Source organism: Thermopirellula anaerolimosa (genome assembly GCF_054657335.1).
This window is the reverse complement of the sequence record NZ_BAAHYX010000006.1, coordinates 807325-826012: the sequence shown is the minus strand read 5'-3', so window position 1 is coordinate 826012 and position 18688 is coordinate 807325. Positions and strand designations below refer to the sequence as shown.

The 18688-nt window shown below is 60.9% G+C and carries 13 protein-coding genes; 11 read left to right on the top strand and 2 right to left on the bottom strand.

Annotated elements, in window-relative coordinates:
* Position 1: 1 nt before the first annotated feature.
* The gene (locus ACYQ6J_RS09205; protein WP_460183887.1) at positions 2–1186 is read left to right on the top strand and encodes a lactonase family protein; all 1185 of its coding nucleotides are present in this window, start codon (positions 2–4) and stop codon (positions 1184–1186) included.
* A gap of 197 nt (positions 1187–1383) precedes the next feature.
* Here ACYQ6J_RS09205 and ACYQ6J_RS09200 read toward each other — a convergent pair whose 3' ends face one another.
* The gene (locus ACYQ6J_RS09200) at positions 1384–2187 is read right to left on the bottom strand and encodes a gamma-glutamyl-gamma-aminobutyrate hydrolase family protein (RefSeq protein WP_460183886.1); all 804 of its coding nucleotides are present in this window, start codon (positions 2185–2187) and stop codon (positions 1384–1386) included.
* A 793-nt stretch (positions 2188–2980) separates the two neighbouring features.
* On the opposite strand from ACYQ6J_RS09200, the gene ACYQ6J_RS09195 reads away from it, so the two are divergent.
* From ACYQ6J_RS09195 to ACYQ6J_RS09150, 10 genes are all read left to right on the top strand, one after another.
* Positions 2981–4183, top strand: coding sequence for a S1C family serine protease (locus ACYQ6J_RS09195; protein WP_460183885.1), 1203 nt, complete (start codon positions 2981–2983; stop codon positions 4181–4183).
* A gap of 80 nt (positions 4184–4263) precedes the next feature.
* Positions 4264–4437, top strand: coding sequence for a hypothetical protein (locus ACYQ6J_RS09190; RefSeq protein WP_460183884.1), 174 nt, complete (start codon positions 4264–4266; stop codon positions 4435–4437).
* Positions 4438–4654: 217 nt separating this feature from the next.
* Complete coding sequence (gene rpsO, locus ACYQ6J_RS09185) at positions 4655–4924, top strand: 30S ribosomal protein S15 (RefSeq protein ID WP_460183883.1); 270 nt, start codon at positions 4655–4657, stop codon at positions 4922–4924.
* 142 nt (positions 4925–5066) lie between these two features.
* Positions 5067–7253: a polyribonucleotide nucleotidyltransferase gene (gene pnp, locus ACYQ6J_RS09180; RefSeq protein ID WP_460183882.1), complete on the top strand. Its 2187-nt coding sequence runs from the start codon at positions 5067–5069 to the stop codon at positions 7251–7253.
* A gap of 305 nt (positions 7254–7558) precedes the next feature.
* Positions 7559–8314, top strand: a complete 756-nt coding sequence (locus ACYQ6J_RS09175; RefSeq protein WP_460183881.1) for a sensor histidine kinase — start codon at positions 7559–7561, stop codon at positions 8312–8314.
* A 12-nt stretch (positions 8315–8326) separates the two neighbouring features.
* A complete protein-coding gene (locus ACYQ6J_RS09170) occupies positions 8327–9727 on the top strand; it encodes a sigma-54-dependent transcriptional regulator (RefSeq protein WP_460183880.1) in 1401 nt (466 codons plus the stop codon).
* A 163-nt stretch (positions 9728–9890) separates the two neighbouring features.
* Positions 9891–11819 carry a DNA mismatch repair endonuclease MutL gene (gene mutL, locus ACYQ6J_RS09165; protein ID WP_460183879.1) on the top strand — a complete coding sequence of 643 codons (1929 nt, stop codon included), beginning with the start codon at positions 9891–9893 and terminating at the stop codon, positions 11817–11819.
* A gap of 123 nt (positions 11820–11942) precedes the next feature.
* Positions 11943–13430, top strand: coding sequence for a shikimate dehydrogenase (aroE, locus tag ACYQ6J_RS09160; RefSeq protein WP_460183878.1), 1488 nt, complete (start codon positions 11943–11945; stop codon positions 13428–13430).
* Positions 13431–13576: 146 nt separating this feature from the next.
* Positions 13577–14107 (top strand): shikimate kinase, encoded by a 531-nt coding sequence (locus ACYQ6J_RS09155; protein ID WP_460183877.1) that lies wholly within the window; start codon positions 13577–13579, stop codon positions 14105–14107.
* A 6-nt stretch (positions 14108–14113) separates the two neighbouring features.
* Positions 14114–15457, top strand: a complete 1344-nt coding sequence (locus ACYQ6J_RS09150) for a prepilin peptidase (protein ID WP_460183876.1) — start codon at positions 14114–14116, stop codon at positions 15455–15457.
* A 78-nt stretch (positions 15458–15535) separates the two neighbouring features.
* Here the strand turns inward: ACYQ6J_RS09150 and ACYQ6J_RS09145 are convergent, their stop codons facing one another.
* Entirely contained in the window at positions 15536–18688 is a 3153-nt protein-coding gene (locus ACYQ6J_RS09145) for an FAD-binding and (Fe-S)-binding domain-containing protein (protein WP_460183875.1), read from the bottom strand.

The following is an 18688-nucleotide window of genomic DNA, read 5'->3' as shown; positions in this document are numbered from 1 at the left end:
CATGAAACTGAATGGTTTTCAAGGATTTCAGGCGGTGTTCCGAATTCTGCTGATGGGTTCGGCCCTATCTCTTGCCGTGCCTTCGATCCAACCATGCCGAGCGGAAGGGAACGCCGTGTATCGCATCTATTTCGGAACTTACACTCGAGGAGAAAGCCGGGGCATTTACACCTGCGACATGGATACGGTCCAGGGAACGCTGTCCGCCCCTAAGCTGGTCGCCGAGGTTCGCAACCCATCTTTCCTAGCGTTTCACCCCACGTTGCCGCGCCTTTACGCGGTCAGCGAGTTGTGGCAGACGGAGGGACCGGAACGGGGCGCCGTCACCGCGTTCGCGATTGACGACGCCTCGGGCGAACTACGCGAATTGAATCAAGAGGCCGTAGGAGGCGCCGGACCGTGCCATCTGGCGGTCTCGCCCGGGGGACGCTGCCTGGTCACGGCGAATTACGGCAGCGGAAGCACCAGCGTCTTGCCCCTCGATGGCGACGGTCGCTTGCTTCCCCGCTCTTGCGTGATTCAACACGAAGGTTCCGGACCGAACGCATCTCGGCAAAAAGGTCCGCACGCTCATCAAACCATCTTCTCGCCCGGCGGCGGAATCCTATTGGTCCCCGACCTGGGAATCGATCAAGTCCTGCTCTATCGACTGGACGAGACGACGGGCACGCTCTCGGCGTGGAATCCGCCGGGCGTCGCCGTGCCGCCCGGTTCGGGACCGCGCCACTGCGCGTATCACCCCACCGGCAAGTTTCTCTACGTCGTCAACGAATTGGCCTCGACGGTTTCGGTGTTTGCATGCGCGGACGAGGCTCCCGTCCGGTTGCTACAGACAATCTCGACGCTGCCTCCCGAATTCGACGGGCAAAATACCACCGCTGAAATCGAGGTTCACCCCTCAGGCCGGTTTGCCTATGCTTCCAACCGCGGTCACGACAGCATCGCGGCCTTTGCCGTCGACTCGGCGACCGGCAAGTTGAGCGAGATCGACCGATTCCCGAGCGGCGGAAAGGTACCGCGCAATTTCGCCCTCGCACCCGGGGGCCGATTTATGCTGGCGGCCAATCAGGACACCGACAACGTGGTCGTCTTTGCCGTCGACCAGGCCACCGGTCGATTGCAGCCAACCGGCGTCTCCGTGCAAGTCGGGGCACCGGTCTGCATCGTTTTCCGGCCCATGCGCTAGTAATCTCGCGAGAGGCTATTACCGCCGCCCGCGGTGTTGCCACGCAAAGGACGCCGCGGCCCACAACGGAAACCGCGCGCTTCCGCCGCTGAAGCCTCCCTTTTCTCGGGGCTACAGCGAGACTGTGGGCCGCTACTCGGCATGATCGGCTTGACCGAATAACGCCGAAGATCAAGAAACTCCGCCTGCACGGACTCTCAGGCGACGAGTCGCATCAGTTGCCGCGAACCGTTGCGCACGCCGGTGACGAATTCGTCGAAGATCCCGAAGTCCAGCGCGGATGCAGCTTCGCACTCAGGATGGAATTGAACGCCGACCGCGAACCAATCGGGATCCGCGCTCTCGAAGGCTTCGATGATGCCGTCCGGCGCCCAGGCCGTCGCCTGGAAGGGTTCCGCCAGCTCGAGAATCGCCATGTGATGGCGACTGGCCACGCGAATTTCGCCTTCGCCGTAAACGCGATCGATCAACGAGGACGGCTTGACCGTCAGTGTGTGGCGGTGCTCCGGGTCGTTGCGATCGAAATGCGGCATGGCATTCTCGAAATCGTCCGGAATGTGGAGCGAAAGGGTGCCGTTCATTACCACGTTGAGAAGTTGCATGCCCGCCCCGATGCCGAGGACCGGTTTGCGGTGTTCGCAGATCGCCCGGCCCAGCATGCGATCGAAATCCTCGCGGCGGGGATCCATGAGGTGCGTGGTGGAGTGGAGTTGGCACCGATCTCGGCGCGGATCCAAGTCGGCGCCGCCGATCAAAACAAAGCCGTCCAGTTGATCCAGAACGCGCTCCACGTCGGCTCGTTGATAGAGCGGAGGAATCACGACGGGAATCGCCCCCGCCTTCATGATACAGTCGAAATAGCCGGCTGTTAGATATCCGATGGCGGGACGCTGTCGGGTGGCCGCACAATAATCCATGTTCAGCCCGATCAGCGGCTTACCGGTCCTGTCGCTCTCCCTCGCCGCGAAGTCCCGATTCAGATCCTGCGTCTTGACGGCCATAATCTTGTCCTCCTGTCGGCCGCATCCTGCGACCGCTCGCAAAAGAAAAAAGAAGATGGGTTGAAACAGACTCCGAACCGCTCCAAGCGGTCCGGAACGGGATGCAGCCCGGAAGGGCGGCGAGGACGAGAAAGCGGCGCCGAGCCGTCTTGCAAGAAGTAGGTTCGTCCATCCCTGGTCCCCGGTCCAAGCAATCCCGCTTGAAACATACCGACAAGTCGCCCCAGCGCCGGTCGTACGCCTAAGCGTCAAGCGGATCGACAAACCTTGATGCGGGAAGAGCCGGGGAGCCATCCATGTACCGGCGGAAACGGCCGATTGAGAGAATCCCCCGCTCCTTCAGGAAGAAGTCCTAGTCAATCCGTGATCCTGGGCCGTCTTGTTCGGAAGTCCGAACGAAGCATAAAACGCAGTTTACGGTAGTCGCGATAAAGGTCAAGCCGACAAACAATATCTTGATCTTTTTTTGAGACGAACCCAAGAAGTTGTGGTGCCGGCAGTGACAGCTAATGAACATGCGTAGAGTAAAAACCTTATTGGTAGTCCGTCGGCGTCGACCCACCGCGCGGCAACTCCGAGCCGATGCGACCGGATTTCGTCGGGTATCCGCCGCTCGCCGGTCGCCTCCTGCCGAAATCCCTCTTCTCTCGGCTCAAGCCCCGCTTCTCGCGGTGGAATGCAGACTTTTCAAATGCCGGCTTGGAACGTACAACAAGAGAGTTCGATGGGAAGACGAGCGTCGAAAAGGCGGGCGAATATTGCCCTTGGGCATCGGCGGATAGGAGCGAAAATAATGTCGCGGCGACATAGGATCTGGGCCGTTTTCGCGTGGAGTTTCATGCTTGCGGCGGTGGGAGCCTGCCTCTTCTTGTTCGCCGAATCAGGCGGCGTACCCTTGGTGCCGGTGACTCCGCCCTCGCCATCCGCCCGCGCTCAAGCTCAAGACCCTCCGCTTTTCGTCGCGGAAGCCTCCCCGTGGGATGCCGTCCTTCCGCCGCCGGGTCGCTATACGCCGGATGAATTGGTCAATATCGCGGTCTACGAAAAGACCAATCGGGCCGTGGTGAACATCCGCACGCGGGGAGTTCGCGAGGGCGGTTTTCCGTTGTTGGACGTCATCACGGAAGGCGAAGGCAGCGGCGCGGTCATCGATCGACAAGGGCATATCGTCACCAATCACCACGTCGTCGAGGACGCCAATGCGATTTCGGTGACGCTGTTCGACGGAACGTCCTATGATGCCCGTCTGGTCGGCGTCGATCCGCCGTCGGATGTCGCCGTCCTGCAAATCGATGCCCCCGCCGACAAGCTGATCCCGGTGGCCCTGGGTGATTCCACCGACCTCAAGGTCGGGCAGCGCGTGTTCGCTATCGGCAATCCGTTCGGCCTGGAACGCACGCTCACTACCGGAATCATTTCCAGTTTGAATCGGACGCTGCCCAATCCGCGAAGCGGTCGATCGTTGAAACAGATGATCCAGATCGACGCCGCCATCAATCCGGGAAACTCGGGCGGTCCCTTGATCGATAGCCGCGGCATGATGATCGGCATGAACACGGCCATTGCCAGCAAGACCGGAGAAAGCGCCGGGGTCGGATTCGCCATCCCCGCCAACAACGTCCGGCGCGTCGTGCAGCAACTGATCCGCAACGGTCGCGTCGTGCGGGCGGACGCTGGAATCGTGCAGGTCTTGCAGACCGAACAAGGCCTGCTGATCGCCGTTCTGCGACCCGGCGGAGCGGCAGAACGCGCCGGTCTTCAAGGATTTCGCGTCGTTCGCACCCGCAGACGGCAAGGACCGCTGGTCTTCGAGTCCACTCAGATCGACCGCTCCGCTGCCGACCTGATCGTTGCCGTCGATGGATCGCCGATTCGATCCGTGGATGATCTCTTAACCATCCTCGATGCGAAACAACCCGGCGACAAGGCGGTTTTCACGGTAATCCGAGCGGGAAAACGGATCGACGTGCCCGTCGTCCTTGACGCGGAAGAGTAATCCTGAAAGGATAGATGTTTGTCCATCAGCCCTGAATATTTCAGTAGATCGAAGCCGCGAACGACGATGTGGAGAAGACCATGAACGCGAGAGAACGGGAATTGGAACGATTGGCAAAGGTGAAGCAAGCCCTTGCACAAAAGTACGCTCGACTTGCAAAGGTCGCCAAAAGCGCAACAAAACGCAAGACCTTCCTTTACAAATTCGGTCGTTATAGCCGGGAAACAGCCAGGGCGAAGGCTCTGTTGGGCTGACCTACCCCCCCAATGTTTAGCAATAGGCTCCCTCGGTTTGACGGAAGCATCAGACGCCCTTTTCAGATGGGGGGATTCCTAGTACATTAAGATGGTTGGACGCGTTTGTCAGGCTATGGTGAAGTGAGTTGGTGCGGTACGGTGAATCCGGCATCGGCACACGGGACACCGTTGCAAAGGAACGATTTTTTCGGTCGACAGCACTTGCGGGTTTCAGATGACGATCACCAGGGAACGAAAGCGGGAGTTGATTGAGCAGTATCGACGGTCAGCGAACGACGTCGGTTCGCCGGAGGTACAGATCGCCGTATTGACCTCGCGAATCAAGTCTTTGACCGAGCATCTGAAGGTGCACCGCAAGGACTTCGCCGGGCGAAGAGGCATGCTGATGCTGGTCGGGCAACGACGCCGTTTGCTGGACTACCTGAAACGCACGGCGCCCGAGCGGTACGTCGAAATCGTACAAAAACTGGAACTGCGGAAATAGCGTCGGTCGATCGATGGTTCGCGAATTCCGTGGTTGGGTACCTGGAATAAGCTGACCCTTCTCGATTCGGTTCCTTTGCAACGAAAACCCGGAAGTGCCCTTGCAATCGCCGTCGCATCGCGGATTGCAAAGGTAAGAAAAGTTGAAGACACGGGTAGAAGAAAAGATCGGCGGCCAGTCTCTGTGGATTGAAACGGGAGAACTGGGGAAACAAGCGGCAGGTTGTTGTTTAGTCGGGTACGGCGACACGGTGGTGTTGTGTGCCGTCACCGCCGGACCGCCTCGGCCGGGAATCGACTTCTTTCCCTTAAGTTGCGACTATCGCGAAAGGTACGCCGCAGCAGGTAAGTTTCCCGGCGGATTTCTCAAACGCGAGGGCCGCCCCAGCACGCGTGAAGTGCTGATCTCGCGACTCATCGATCGGCCGATCCGGCCGCTCTTTCCGGAAGGCTATCGTGACGAGGTGCAGGTCCAGGCCATGACCATGGCCGCGGATCGGCAGAACGATCCCGACGTCCTCGCCATGATCGGTTCCGCTACGGCGCTGATGATCTCGCCGATACCTTTCGAAGGGCCGCTGGCTTCCGTTCGGGTGGCCTTGATCGACGGTCTGGTGGTTCCGTTCCCCACCGAGGAAATGTGTGACCGCGCCGATCTCGATCTGATCGTGTCGGGGTCGGAGGCCGGCGTTTTGATGATTGAAGGTTTCGGCCGCGAAGTGCCCGAGGACGTCGTCGCCGACGCCATTGCGGCGGCCTTCGAGTTCATCAAGCAGGTCATCGGGCTGCAAAAGAGGCTGGTCGAACAAATTCAGCCGAAGAAGATCGAATTCGAACCGGTCAAGCCCGGCCCGCTTTACGAAGCCTTGAAGTCGCGATATTACGACGCCTTCCGGACGGCCAAGACGACGCCGGGAAAAATGGAGCGAGCGGCGGCGGTCTCGGCGCTGAAAGAGCAGGCTTTGGCTGAGATGATGCCGGCCGAGGGGCAAGAGGCCGATTTCACGGTCGAGCAATTCGACTCCGCTTGGCACGAGTTGGAACGCCGCGTCATGCGAGATCTCCTTTTGAACGGCGTCCGTCCCGACGGTCGAGCCTTGCACGAGATTCGTCCCATCACCTGCAAGGTGGACGTCCTGCCGCGGGTTCACGGGTCGGCTCTCTTCCAGCGCGGCGAAACGCAGGCCATGATCACCGTGACGTTGGGAACTCCTCGCGACGAGCAGCGAGTCGACGGCATCATCGATGAATACAGTAAGAAGTTTATGCTCGATTACTACTTCCCGCCGTTCAGCGTGGGTGAGTGCCGACCGATCCGCGGTCCGGGACGTCGCGAAATCGGCCACGGCGCCCTGGCCGAGCGGAGCGTGGAATCGGTACTGCCCAGCCCCGACGAATTCCCCTACACCATCCGCATTATTTCCGACATCTTGGAGTCCAACGGTTCGAGCAGCATGGCGACCGTCTGCGGGGCGACCCTGGGGTTGATGGCCGCCGGCGTGCCGATCGTGAATCCCGTGGCGGGCATCTCGATCGGCCTGGTCAAGGAGTCGGAAGATCAATGGTCCCTGCTGACCGATATCATCGGCGACGAGGACCATTTCGGCGACATGGATTTCAAGGTGGCGGGTACGCCGAATGGAATTACGGGAATCCAGCTCGATTTGAAGGCCAAGAGCATCAATGAGGCCATCATCAGGGCTACACTGAAACAGGCCCGAGAGGCCAGAATCGAAATCTTGCGCAAGATGCTGGCCGTGATTCCGCGTCCGCGCAACGACATTTCTCCCTGGGCTCCCCGATTGCTGCGAACCAAGATCGACGTCGACAAGATCGGTGCCTTGATCGGGCCGGGTGGAAAGACCATCCGTGCGTTGCAAGAGAAGACCCGGTCGGTCATCGAAGTGGAAGACGACGGCACCGTGACCATCTCGGCGGCGTCGGCGGAAGACGCTCAGGCCGCCATGCGGCAAGTGGAGGCTTTGACGGCTTCGATCGAGATCGGCAAGATCTACGACGGTCGTGTCACCAGCATCAAGGATTTCGGGGCCTTCGTCGAAATCCTCCCCGGTCGCGACGGTTTGTGCCATATCAGTGAATTGGCCGATGAATACGTGGCGAGCGTTTCCGATATCTGCAAGGTGGGCGACGCCATGCCGGTCAAGGTCATCGCGATCGACGATCAGGATCGCGTAAAACTGAGCCGCAAGATCGCGCTCCGAGAGTTGAATCAAAAGGAAGGAGGCGGGGAACAGGGCGAAGCCCCCGCTCCACCGCCGCCTCCCTCGCACCAGCATCGGCGTCAAGGCCCGGGGCACCGTCGGCGCTAAGCTTGCCGTTACAGGACCGAATCGCCGGAGATAGGGGATATTCCGGCCCGCACCGGATTTGGGGCCTCGTCCCGCCGGTTGTTATTGGGGTCGCTCGGCCCGCATCGCCGCACTTTTGGCGCGGCGATTTTTTTATAACTTGCGTCGATCGATCCGCGATTCGGAAATGCGGCGCATGTTGTCGCAACTCGAGACTCCGGATTCTGACACCGGCGCGAAAAAGCGATACACTAACGGATTGTGGTTTCGCCGCATGCCCGACCTTCGTGTGGGGAGATCGAAACCGGCAGGAGGGACGTCGCGACATGTCGGACCGGCCATCCCAACGGGAACTTCTCGACCGCTATCAAGAAATTGCCCGATTGGCGGGGGCTTTGGCCCATGAAATCAAGAATCCTCTCTCCACGATCCGTCTCAACATGGAGCTTTTGGCCGAGGATTTCGCGGAACCCCAAACGCCGAAGGAGCGCCGAACGCTGAACAAGGTCAAAATGGTTCAGCAAGAATGCGATCGTCTCCAGATGATCCTGGACGATTTTCTTCGGTTTGCCCGGGCGGATCGGCTCAACTTGCGTCCCGCCGCCCTCAACGAGGCGGTTCGCCGAGCCTTGCAATTCTTCGCGCCTAGGGCGAAGGAGGCCGGCGTGGAAATCATCGAGTATTTGACGGGCGACATCCCCAGCGTGCTGTTAGACCCTGACGCGTTTCAGTCGGCTTTGCTCAACCTGCTGATCAATGCCCAGCAAGCGATGCCCGACGGCGGACAACTCGTCGTGCGAACGTTCCCCAGTCCCGACGGAGTGACGGTGGACCTGATCGACTCCGGTCGCGGCATGTCGCCCGAAACCGTGGAGCGGGCTTTTGAGGCCTTCTTCACCACCAAACAGGGCGGCACCGGCCTGGGGTTGCCGACGGCGCGTAAGATCATCGAGGCCCACGGCGGCAGCCTGCGAATTCAAAGCGAGTTGGGCAAGGGGACGCAGGTCAGCATCACGCTCCCGACGCCGCCGCGTTTGTCGGCCGACTTGGGCCGCCAACGGGACGAGTCGACTGCCGCCTAGAGGAGGAACGCCATGATCGCGGGCGAAAAGGGACGCGGCAACGATCGACCGCCGCCGACCCGAGTTCTCATCATCGACAATGATCGCGCTCATGCCGAGACCGTTGCGGAAGTCTTGGAACGGGCGGGATTCGCGTGTGCCACCGCCACTTCCGGACCGGAGGGTGCGCGGCTCATCCGCGAAAAAGAATTCGACGTCATCATTACGGACCTGGTGATGAACGACATCGACGGTCTGGGGATTCTCAGCCTCGCCAAGCAAGAGCAACCCGAATCGGAAGTGATCTTGATCACCGGACATGGAACGATCCAGTCCGCCGTCACCGCCATGCGCGAGGGGGCGTTCAATTACCTTCTGAAGCCGCTGGATCTCGCGCAACTTCGGGCGGTTACGGAAAAGGCCGCCGAAAACGTCGCGCTTCGCCGGGCCAACCTGGAACTGCATCGGCGATTGGATGAGAAATTCGGATTCGAGGGCGTCGTCGGCGACAGTCCGCAGATGCGCGAAGTGATCGAAAAACTCAAGCGGATCGCCCCGACCAACGCCACGGTTCTGATTCTGGGCGAAACCGGTACGGGAAAGGAACTGGTCGCTCAGGCCATCCATCAAAACAGCCCGCGGAAAAACAAACCCTTCGTCGCCCTCAATTGCGCCGCCCTCAGTGAGAACATCCTCGAGAGCGAGTTGTTCGGACACGTCAAAGGGGCCTTCACCGACGCGTGCAGCGACCGGGTGGGCAAATTCGAGTACGCCCACGGCGGCACACTCTTTCTCGACGAAGTGGGCGACATGCCCATCGCGACGCAGATCAAACTGCTTCGCGTGCTGGAAAACGGAGAAATCACGCGCGTCGGTTCCAACGAGCCGATCAAGGTCAATGTGCGAGTCCTTTCCGCCACGAACCAGAATCTCGAAGAGGCCGTTCAGGCGGGGCGATTCCGAGCCGACCTCTACCACCGCTTGAAGGTGGTGACGATACGCTTGCCCAGCCTGGCGGAGCGCCCCGAAGACATTCCCGTCTTGACCGATCACTTTGTGCGGATGTTCGCAAAAAAGCACGGAAAACAGATTCGCGGAGTTTCCCCCGCGGCGCGGAGGATCTTGCAAACCTACCGCTGGCCGGGCAACGTAAGACAACTTCGCAACGTCATCGAGAGCATGGCCGTAGTGGATTTCGACGGCATCTTGGACGTAGACGATCTGCCGGAGGAACTGGCCGATCGCTCGGCCCCCGTCGCGGCGAATCACCAGGTTTCGCTGGCTAACCTCGTCGGCAGACCGCTCGAGGAATTGGAGCGGATGTTCATCGCCGAAACCCTCCGTGCCACCGGCGGCAATCGCGAGGAGGCCGCTCGTCTGCTCGGAATCGGCGAGCGAACGTTGTACCGCAAGATCAAGGAGTACCAGCTTTAAGACCTGCCCGTCCGCGGCACTTGCCGAAACGTTTTCGGGGATGTGCCGAGAGGATCGGTCGGCGAACCATCCAACCGCCCTTCGATCGTGCGGATTCGTCTAGAATGTTGGGTGGAGGCTCGTCGGATCGGGTGATGTTGCACTAGTCGGATTCCTTTCGAGCATGGGCCGAATTCATCGTCTACCTCAAAGCGTCGTGAACAAGATCGCCGCGGGCGAGGTGATCGAGCGCCCGGCCAGCGCCGTCAAGGAATTGGTCGAGAACGCCATCGACGCCGGAGCATCGCGGATCGACGTCGTCATCGAACGCGGCGGCATCGATGTGATTCGCGTCATCGACAACGGTTGCGGCATCGCCGAGGACGATCTCGAGGCTGCCGTCACCAGCCATGCCACCAGCAAGATCGCCGACGCCGATGATCTGTTCCACGTGCAGACCTTGGGGTTTCGAGGCGAGGCATTGGCTTCCATCGCCGAAGTGAGTCGCTTGTTGATCCGCAGTCGCCCTGCCGAAGAAGAAGCGGGCCACGAGATGACCGTGCAGGGCGGCGTCCGCGGAACGATCATCCCATGTAGCGCCCCCGTCGGAACGACCGTCGAAGTGGCCGACCTTTTCTTCAACACGCCGGTGCGACGTCGTTTTCTTCGTTCCACGGCGACCGAGGCGGCACACGTGGCGGAAACGGTTGCCAAGATTGCGCTCGCGCACCCGCACATCCATTTCACCCTGCGGCATGGCGAGAAATCGGTCTGGGCATTGCCGCCCGTGGAGCGGACCGTCGATCGCATCGCATCGATGTTCGGCCGGGAACTGGCGGACTATTTGATCGAAGTGGCAAGCGAGGACGGGCCTGTCAAGATTCATGGCTTCGTGGGCCATCCCCAGCTTTCTCGCTCGAACACGCGTCAACAATTCTTGTTCATCAATGGGCGACCGATTCGCGATCGCAGCCTTCAGCACGCGTTGTCCGAGGCCTATCGCGGACTCTTGACGGTGGGACGACAACCGGTGGCCTTTCTTTACTTGGAAATGCCGACCGACATGGTCGACGTGAACGTTCACCCCACCAAGCAAGAAGTGCGATTTTTGGACGGCGGCAGGCTCTACGGGCAATTGCTGGGCACGTTGAGGACGCGGTTCCTGACGAGTGATTTGAACACCCGAGTCCCCATGCCGGAGATCGCCGACCCTCACGAAGCCCACGACCGCGAAAAGATTCTCGAAATGCGGCGTCGGGTTGTCGATTGGGCGAAAGGCGCGGCGCCCTGGCTTGCCGCGGGCGAATCGTCGGCACAAGCGGGAACATCCCTCGGCAGACCGGCGGAAACCGACGTCGTTGGCGTCTGGATTGAAGGGGCGAATTCGGACGATGCGGCAAGGACGGCGCACGATCCACTCACAACCGGGCGCGATACGAATTCGGGCGGCTTCGCCGAAGATATGTCGCCGGATGCCCCGGCGGATGCGGCGATCGGAGAGGTTTCCAGTTTCCTGGACGGCGTCCATGACCGTTCGCCCCGGCAACCGAAGGCCATTCAGGTCCACAATCGCTATCTCATCGCCGAGAGCGACGAGGGGGTGGTGGTCATCGATCAACATGCCCTGCACGAGCGGATTCTCTACGAGCAACTCCGCCGCCGCGCGGAGGAAGGCCCCCTGGAGTCTCAGCAGCTCCTGGTGCCGGAACCGGTGGACCTCAGTCCCGCCGAGGCGACCGCGGCACTCGAGTCGGCCGAAGTGCTGGCGGAACTGGGAATGCGCGTCGAACCGTTCGGGGGCAGCACCGTCTTGGTTCTGAGTCGCCCCGCCATGCTGAGTCGCCTTCCGCCGAGCGAATTGCTACGTATGGCGTTGGAACCCATGATGGCGAAGGACCGCGCCCCGGGGCGTGCCGAATTGATCGACAGAATCTTGCATTCGATGGCTTGCAAGGCGGCGATCAAGGCGGGAGATCGGCTGAGCGAAGAGGAAATCACCGCGCTCCTGGAGCAAAGTCGGGACGTACTAGACGCCCACCATTGCCCGCACGGACGTCCGACCGCCTTGATCTTCAGTCGCGAAGAACTCGACAAACACTTCAAACGTGTGTAAAGGATAGGAATAATCGAAAACGGTAGGCCTCGACCGGCGGCATGACCCCGTGCCGCGGCACTTCAAGTCGGTCATTTCACTTCCGCCTATCGGATCATCCACAACTTCGAGGACGGCATCTTCATGATCTGCGTCAGTATCGCCCGCGGTCGTCATCGCCACGTCATCGCCGAGCATCGGCATCTGGCCGAACAAGGCGCTTCCTTGGTCGAAATTCGTCTGGATTACATTCGCGGGTCGGTCAACATTAAGCGTCTGCTTCAAGACCGGCCCTGCCCCGTCGTCATGACGTGCCGCCGGGAGCGCGACGGCGGGCGGTTCGCCGGAACGGAAGCGGAACGGCAGTTGCTGCTTCGCACCGCCATCGCCGAGGGAGCCGATTACGTCGATCTCGAGGAGGACGTCGCGGCCTCGATACCGCGCTATGGGGCTACCAAGAGGATCATCAGCTATCACGACTTTCGACAAACTCCCAACGATCTGGAGTCGCTGCATGCACGGTTGGCGCAATTGGATGCGGACGTGGTCAAGATTTGCACCATGGCCAACCGTCCCCAAGACAATACCCGCATGTTCCGATTGCTCTCGAAAGTGAACGTTCCGACCGTGGCTTTCTGCATGGGAGACATGGGAATTCCATCCCGGATTTTGGCTGGGAAATACGGTGCCCCATTCACCTACGCCACGTTCCATGTGGACCGTGCCCTGGCGCCCGGACAACTAAGTTTCGAGCAGATGAAGAACGTGTACAGCTACGACGACATCGAACGGGCGACTGAGGTCTATGGCGTCATTGCCGACCCGGTGGGACACAGCCTCAGCCCTCTGATTCATAACACCGCATTCCGCCATTTCGGCATGAAAAAGGTGTACATTCCCATCCGCGTCCCGCGCGAAGAGCTATACGCCTTTTTGGAAGACGCCCCGGTTTGGGACATCAAGGGTTTGAGCGTCACCATCCCGCATAAAGAGGCCGTCCTTACCAAGTTGACCAAGGCCGATTCGGTGGTGCGCGGGGTCGGGGCCGCCAACACCATCGTGTTCCAAGATAAGGAAAGGCTGGGATACAACACGGATTGTCGCGCCGCGATGGAGGCCATCGAGGCCGCCTTGGGTGGTCCGGTCGGCGGGGTCAGCCCGCTCAAAGGCAAAAAGGCCTTGGTCTTGGGCGCCGGCGGCGCGGGGAAGGCCGTGGCCTTCGGCATCCTTCGGGCGGGCGGCGAAGTGGTATTGAGCGACGGGGACGAGGAAAAGGCCCGCTCTTTGGCGGAAAAACTGAGCTGCTCGCACGTGCCCTGGGACGATCGCCATTCCGTCCAACCGGACGTCCTCGCCAACTGCACGCCCGTGGGGATGCACCCCAATGTCGACGAAACTCCCTTCGAAGCCCAGTATCTGCGCGGTTCCATGCTGGTTTTCGACGCCGTTTACAACCCCGAGAATACGTTACTAATCAAGGACGCCCGGGCGCGCAACTGCAAGGTGGTTACCGGTGTGGAAATGTTCGTGCGTCAGGCGTGCATGCAGTTCAAATTGTTCACCGGCAGAGACGGACCGGCCGAACTCATGCGAGAAGTGTTGAAACGCGCCACTTCCGCGGCCAAATGGTAGCGTGTGCAGTCGGCGAGTCCCGTGAACGGCGTGCCGCAAATGGAGCAACGAACCGTTGCAAGACGGGCTTCGCCGCGCACCCCTTGCTCCCATGATTTGATACACGGAAGGCTCGATCGTTTGACCCAACAACGTGCGGAGCGGACATGAACCTGATCCTGATCGGATATCGGGCTACGGGAAAGACCACGCTGGCACGCCTTTTGTCTGCAAGGCTGGGGTGGTCCTGGGTCGATTTGGACGAGGAGATCGAACGGGAAGCGGGGAAGCCGATTGCTCGAATCTTCGCCGAAGACGGCGAACCGGCCTTCCGCGATCTCGAATCGAAAACGGTGCGGGAATGGTGCGGACGCGACTTCGTCGTCATCGCCACGGGCGGGGGTGCTCCGCTGCGGGAGGACAACCGTCGAGCCATGAAGGCGTCGGGCGTCGTCATCTGGCTGACAGCCAACCCGCAGACCATTCACGCGAGGATGCAGGGGGACGCCACGACCGCTGCCCGACGGCCGGCCCTCACTGCGACGGGCGGATTGGACGAAATCATTCGTTTGCTGGCGCAACGCGAGCCGATCTACCGGCAAACCGCGGATCTGATCATCGACACGGAAAACCGGTCGCCGGAAAGTTTGGCGGAAGAGATTCTCAGCCGCATCGAACTGGGCCAAGAAAGGAATTGAGACCTCGTGGATCGGCTCATGGATCTGCCTTTTCCCGTCCGAGCGGGGCTGCTTTTCGTCTTGGGAGCGGCCTTGGGAGCGGTCGTCAACTGGGCCGTCTACGCACTGGCTTGGACCCCGCGTCCCTTCAGCCCGTGGTGCATCGGAGACGGTCGATCCGCGAGGCTGCGACGAGATTTTCTGCCGATCTTCGGTTGGTGGTTTCTGCGCAGAAAAGAGTCCACGCTGGGGCGCGGTTTCTGGCTTCGGCCGATGCTCGTGGAGATTGTGAGCGCGGCCGGCCTGCCTCTCCTCTACTGGTGGGAAGTCGAGTCGCGCGGACTGCTGGGCGAAGACCTTGCTCTCCCGGACGCAATGACGCTTCACTACGTTTTCTTCAAACACGCCATTCTCATGGCGTTCATGCTCACGGCGTCCTTAATCGACGTAGATGAGCAGATTATCCCGGACTCGGTGACGATTCCCGGCACCTTGATCGGACTGACGCTCGCGGCAATCCTGCCGACTTCTCACTTGCCCGTGGGTCCGGCCTTATCGTCCCATTCGCTGATCGTCGACGAAAATCGAACTTTGACGGGACCGCCGCCTCCCTTCGAGGCGACCTTTGCCGGGAGCGTCCCTTTACAAGCAGGGAAGGATGCGACACACGCGCGCGAATTTCTGACGTTGAGTTCGCCGTTCGTCTTCCCCAAGTCGCTGGAAGGTCAACCGCATGGACGGGGTGCGCTGGTGGGATTGTTCTGCTGGTGGCTCTGGATATTCGCACTCTTGCCGCGCCGCTGGTACGGTCGCAAGGGCTGGCGCAAGGCATTCGTCTATTTTTGGGCGAGGTTATTCCGCTCCCGGGTCACCGGCGGTCTTTTGGTCATGGGAATCGCGGGATCGGCGCTGATCTTGTTCGTTTGGGTCTTCGGCGGCGCTGCATGGCGATCGCTGCTTTCCTCCCTGGTGGGTATGGCGGCCAGCGCGTCTTTGGTCTGGCTCATCCGCATCGTCGGATCCATGGTCTTGGATCGCGAGGCGATGGGGTTCGGAGACGTCACGCTCATGGCGATGCTCGGGGCCTTCCTCGGATGGCAACCCGGCATCATCCTCTTCTTTTTGTCGCCTTTTGCCGCGCTCGGAGTCGGGCTGCTGATCTTGCTGCTGCACGGTCGGACCGAGATTCCGTTCGGACCGTTCCTTTGCCTGGCTGCCTCGGCGACCGTGGTCTTTTGGTCGCCGCTGTGGACGTGGACGCTGCCGGTCTTCGCCCTAGGCCCTCTCTTAATACTCGTCGCCGCCGTCTGCGTCGTGCTCTTCACGCTGCTGTTGATGACGCTGCGATTGCTGCGCGAACGTTTGCTGTAATCCCGCCGACTGCCCTGTCGCTCCGCGCGCCGGAAAAAAGACATCGCGGAATTGTATGTCGGGCCCCCGGGTCGCCGGTCAGGTCAGAGTCAATTCCTTGCTGGGGCGAAACAGGCGAGAGGTTCCGCCGGGGAATAGTCCGTAGGCCGCGGCCAGCAATTTGACGGGGTGCAGCGTGGGTTTCGTCGTGCCCTGCTCCATCTGGATCTTGCAGGTGCTGCACTCGGTGGCTCCGCCTTCCAGGGCCGAATCCCTGAGCATGTTGATCAACCCCCAACCCGCCCGCAGGCTGGTTCGAAAGTTGTCGCGCATGAGCCCGTAGGTGCCCGCCATTCCCGAACATGCCTCGTGAGTACGAACGACGGTCAGTCCGGGGATCAGTTGGATCAGTTTGGCGCCCGGTGATCCTTTGCCCAACGCCCGCAACCGGCACGGTTGATGGTACCCCAGGGCGTGGGTGATGGGTTTGAAATCAAGCTGTAGCCTGCCCGACAGATGCAGACGCCACAGGTAGTCGCCCAAATCGCTGGTATTCTTGGCAATCAGGCGGCTATCTTCATCCTCCAACAGTTGCGGGTATTCTCGGGTCAAGGTCACCGCGGCGGCGGGTTCCGTCGTAACCACGTGGTAGCCTTGTCGCACCGCCTCCGCCAAGATCACGGCGTTGTTGCGGGCCAGTCGCCGCGCGAGGTCCAGTTCCCCGGAGGCGATAGCCGCCGTCCCCGCCGATCCTTGGTCGGTCGGCACGTACACCGCCACCCCGTTGTGCTCCAAGACGGCAACCGCCATTTCCGCCAATTCCGGGTCGAACCAGTTGGCATAGGTATCGACGAAGTAGACCACTTTAGGACCGTTGCGACGGGTCGCCTGATTCAATCGCCGACGGGCCGCGCGGCGGAGGAAACTCGGCGAATAGACGCGAGGAAGTTTGCGACCGTGGGCGACCCCGCAAAACCTTTCCAAGAGCCAGCGGGCTTGACGGTTGCCCAACGCCCAATTGACGACCGGGTAAACCGCGGATGCCCACGCCGCCCACCGGTCGATCCGATTCATCAGCCACGTGGACGTAGATATGCCGTGCGCTGCGACGTACGCCGCTTTGACCTCCGACATCAGACGCGCAACATCCACCTCGGCGGGGCACTCCGATCGGCACATGTGGCAATGGACGCACAAATCCGCAATCGCCTTGGCCGTTTCTTCCGTCAAGGTTTCGAGCGGCAAGTCGTGCGACAATACGCCGTGGAGCATTCGCACCTTGGCGCGAGGAGAAGCTTCTTCGGTAGGCAGGACTCGAAAGATGGGGCACATGCGTTCCAGCGACGACTGCGTGCGACACAGGCCGCAGAAATTGCACTTTTGAACATCCGCAATCAGTCGCCGGGGTTCCCAATCCAACTGCGTCACCAGCAACGAGGGCAACTCTTCGCCGGGAGCGTGTTCCTTCTGCTCGGACGTGGGAAAGGCGTGCGTCGCTGCGTCCGCTGCAACCGCCGGCGGGGAACCCTTCGCGACGGAGTCCCCGTCCGCAGAATTGCGAATCGGATCACGACCGACAGGATCCGGATTCCCGTTCGGTCGCCGAACACAGGCCCCTGCCGCATTCTCGTCATGCTCTCGAGTCGCCGTCTCGACGATCGGCGAACGGACATGAGGCCACCAATCGTAGGTGGAATCCACATCCACGACCTTGCCGGGATTGAACAACGACCCCGCATCGAAGGTGCGCTTGATCTCCGCGAAAAGCAGATGCAGTTTTGGAAACTGCCTCCGCAAGAGGCGGGTCCGGGGAATTCCCAGCCCTTCGGAACTCCCGAATCCGCCGCCCAATCGAACCGCGGCGGACGCCATGAAATCGGCCAAATCTTTCAGAGATTCGAGCGACCGGCGATCGGGAATATCTAGGAACGGATGCAAGAGCACGATTCCGGAGCCTAATCGGCAACGCAAGGCCGCCGTGACGCCGCGGCGACGCAATTCCGTTTGAACGGATGCCAAGAAGGCCGGCAAATTCTCCGGCGGAACAGCGAAATCATCCAGCACCGGAATCGGCCGCGTGGAACCGCCCCTGACGAACGCCGACTGGTGAGGATTGCAAAGCCTCCGTAATAACGCCGTTTCCGGTTCGTCGAACGCCAATCGCGAACCGATAGCGAGCTTTTTCCTTTCGCGAACGTCCTCCACCAGCTCCTGAAGCTCGCTTCGGACCACGCGTTCCGATTCGCCGACGATTTCGACGACGACCGCGGCTTCCACCTGATCCGGAATCAAACTCTCCAATCGTGAATCGGATTGGCGAGCCAGGCTGAGGTGCCGCCGATCCAGAAGTTCGCACAGGGCGGGATGGTAGCGGAGAATCTCTTCTCCGGTTATGGCCGCCCGCTCCAAGGAATCGAAAAGCAGCAGGGCAGCGGCGGCATTCCTTGGAAGCGAGTCGGTTTCCAGAACGGTTTCGACGATCACTCCCAAGGTGCCTTCAGCGCCCGCAGCAAGTTGCGCAAGGTCCAGCCGTTCGTCTTGAAGGGCATCCCACGCACCGTAGCCGCCTAAGAAGGGAGCCCGCGACCGTTCGCGGTTCAAGGTGTCTTGATGGCGACGGAGAAGGGCTGCCGCCTCCGCGACCAATCGACTCTTGCGCGAGTTTGCGGCGGTCGCCTGATGCTTGGCGACATCCTCTCGCCCCAAACGCACACGAGTGCCGTCGTCGAGTACCAGGGTAATTTCGCGCACATGACGGCCGAATCGGGTCCGGCGTACGCCGCGTGCCACGATCGGGTTGCGACCGATCAGGCCGCCTACGGTGGAGACCAGGGCGGAAGCGGGATCGCAATCGAGGAACCGCCCTTGCCGGGCCAACATCACATTCAAACGCTCGAGGACGATCCCCGGTTGAACGCGGACGTATTGACCGCCCTGCTCCACCCCCAGCACGCGTCGGAGGTGCGTGGAGCAGTCGATGACCACGCCCGGCCCAAGCGATTCGCCGGCCTTTCCGGAGCCCGCGCCGCGCGGGTGAATCGGCAATTGATGCTCCCGGCAGTACTGCACGCAGGCCGTCACGTCGGCGATCGACCGTGGACGGACGATGCAAAGCGGGCGAATCTCGAAGATGCTGCCGTCACCGGAATACACTTGCAGTTGTACGGGATCAGACAGGACATCGCCCCGCACGAGACCGGAAAGGTCTTCGTGAACGCGCGCCCTTTGTTGGTCCGAAAAGGTCGTGCTCAT

Excerpts from the sequence above, each read along its gene's own strand:
- rpsO (WP_460183883.1), top strand. The coding sequence starts at position 4,655 with ATGACGATCACCAGGGAACGAAAGCGGGAGTTGATTGAGCAGTATCGA.
- ACYQ6J_RS09190 (WP_460183884.1), top strand. The coding sequence starts at position 4,264 with ATGAACGCGAGAGAACGGGAATTGGAACGATTGGCAAAGGTGAAGCAA.
- ACYQ6J_RS09205 (WP_460183887.1), top strand. The coding sequence starts at position 2 with ATGAAACTGAATGGTTTTCAAGGATTTCAGGCGGTGTTCCGAATTCTG.
- ACYQ6J_RS09170 (WP_460183880.1), top strand. The coding sequence starts at position 8,327 with ATGATCGCGGGCGAAAAGGGACGCGGCAACGATCGACCGCCGCCGACC.
- ACYQ6J_RS09200 (WP_460183886.1), bottom strand. The coding sequence starts at position 2,187 with ATGGCCGTCAAGACGCAGGATCTGAATCGGGACTTCGCGGCGAGGGAG.
- mutL (WP_460183879.1), top strand. The coding sequence starts at position 9,891 with ATGGGCCGAATTCATCGTCTACCTCAAAGCGTCGTGAACAAGATCGCC.
- ACYQ6J_RS09145 (WP_460183875.1), bottom strand. The coding sequence starts at position 18,688 with ATGAGCACGACCTTTTCGGACCAACAAAGGGCGCGCGTTCACGAAGAC.
- aroE (WP_460183878.1), top strand. The coding sequence starts at position 11,943 with ATGATCTGCGTCAGTATCGCCCGCGGTCGTCATCGCCACGTCATCGCC.
- ACYQ6J_RS09195 (WP_460183885.1), top strand. The coding sequence starts at position 2,981 with ATGTCGCGGCGACATAGGATCTGGGCCGTTTTCGCGTGGAGTTTCATG.
- ACYQ6J_RS09175 (WP_460183881.1), top strand. The coding sequence starts at position 7,559 with ATGTCGGACCGGCCATCCCAACGGGAACTTCTCGACCGCTATCAAGAA.
- ACYQ6J_RS09155 (WP_460183877.1), top strand. The coding sequence starts at position 13,577 with ATGAACCTGATCCTGATCGGATATCGGGCTACGGGAAAGACCACGCTG.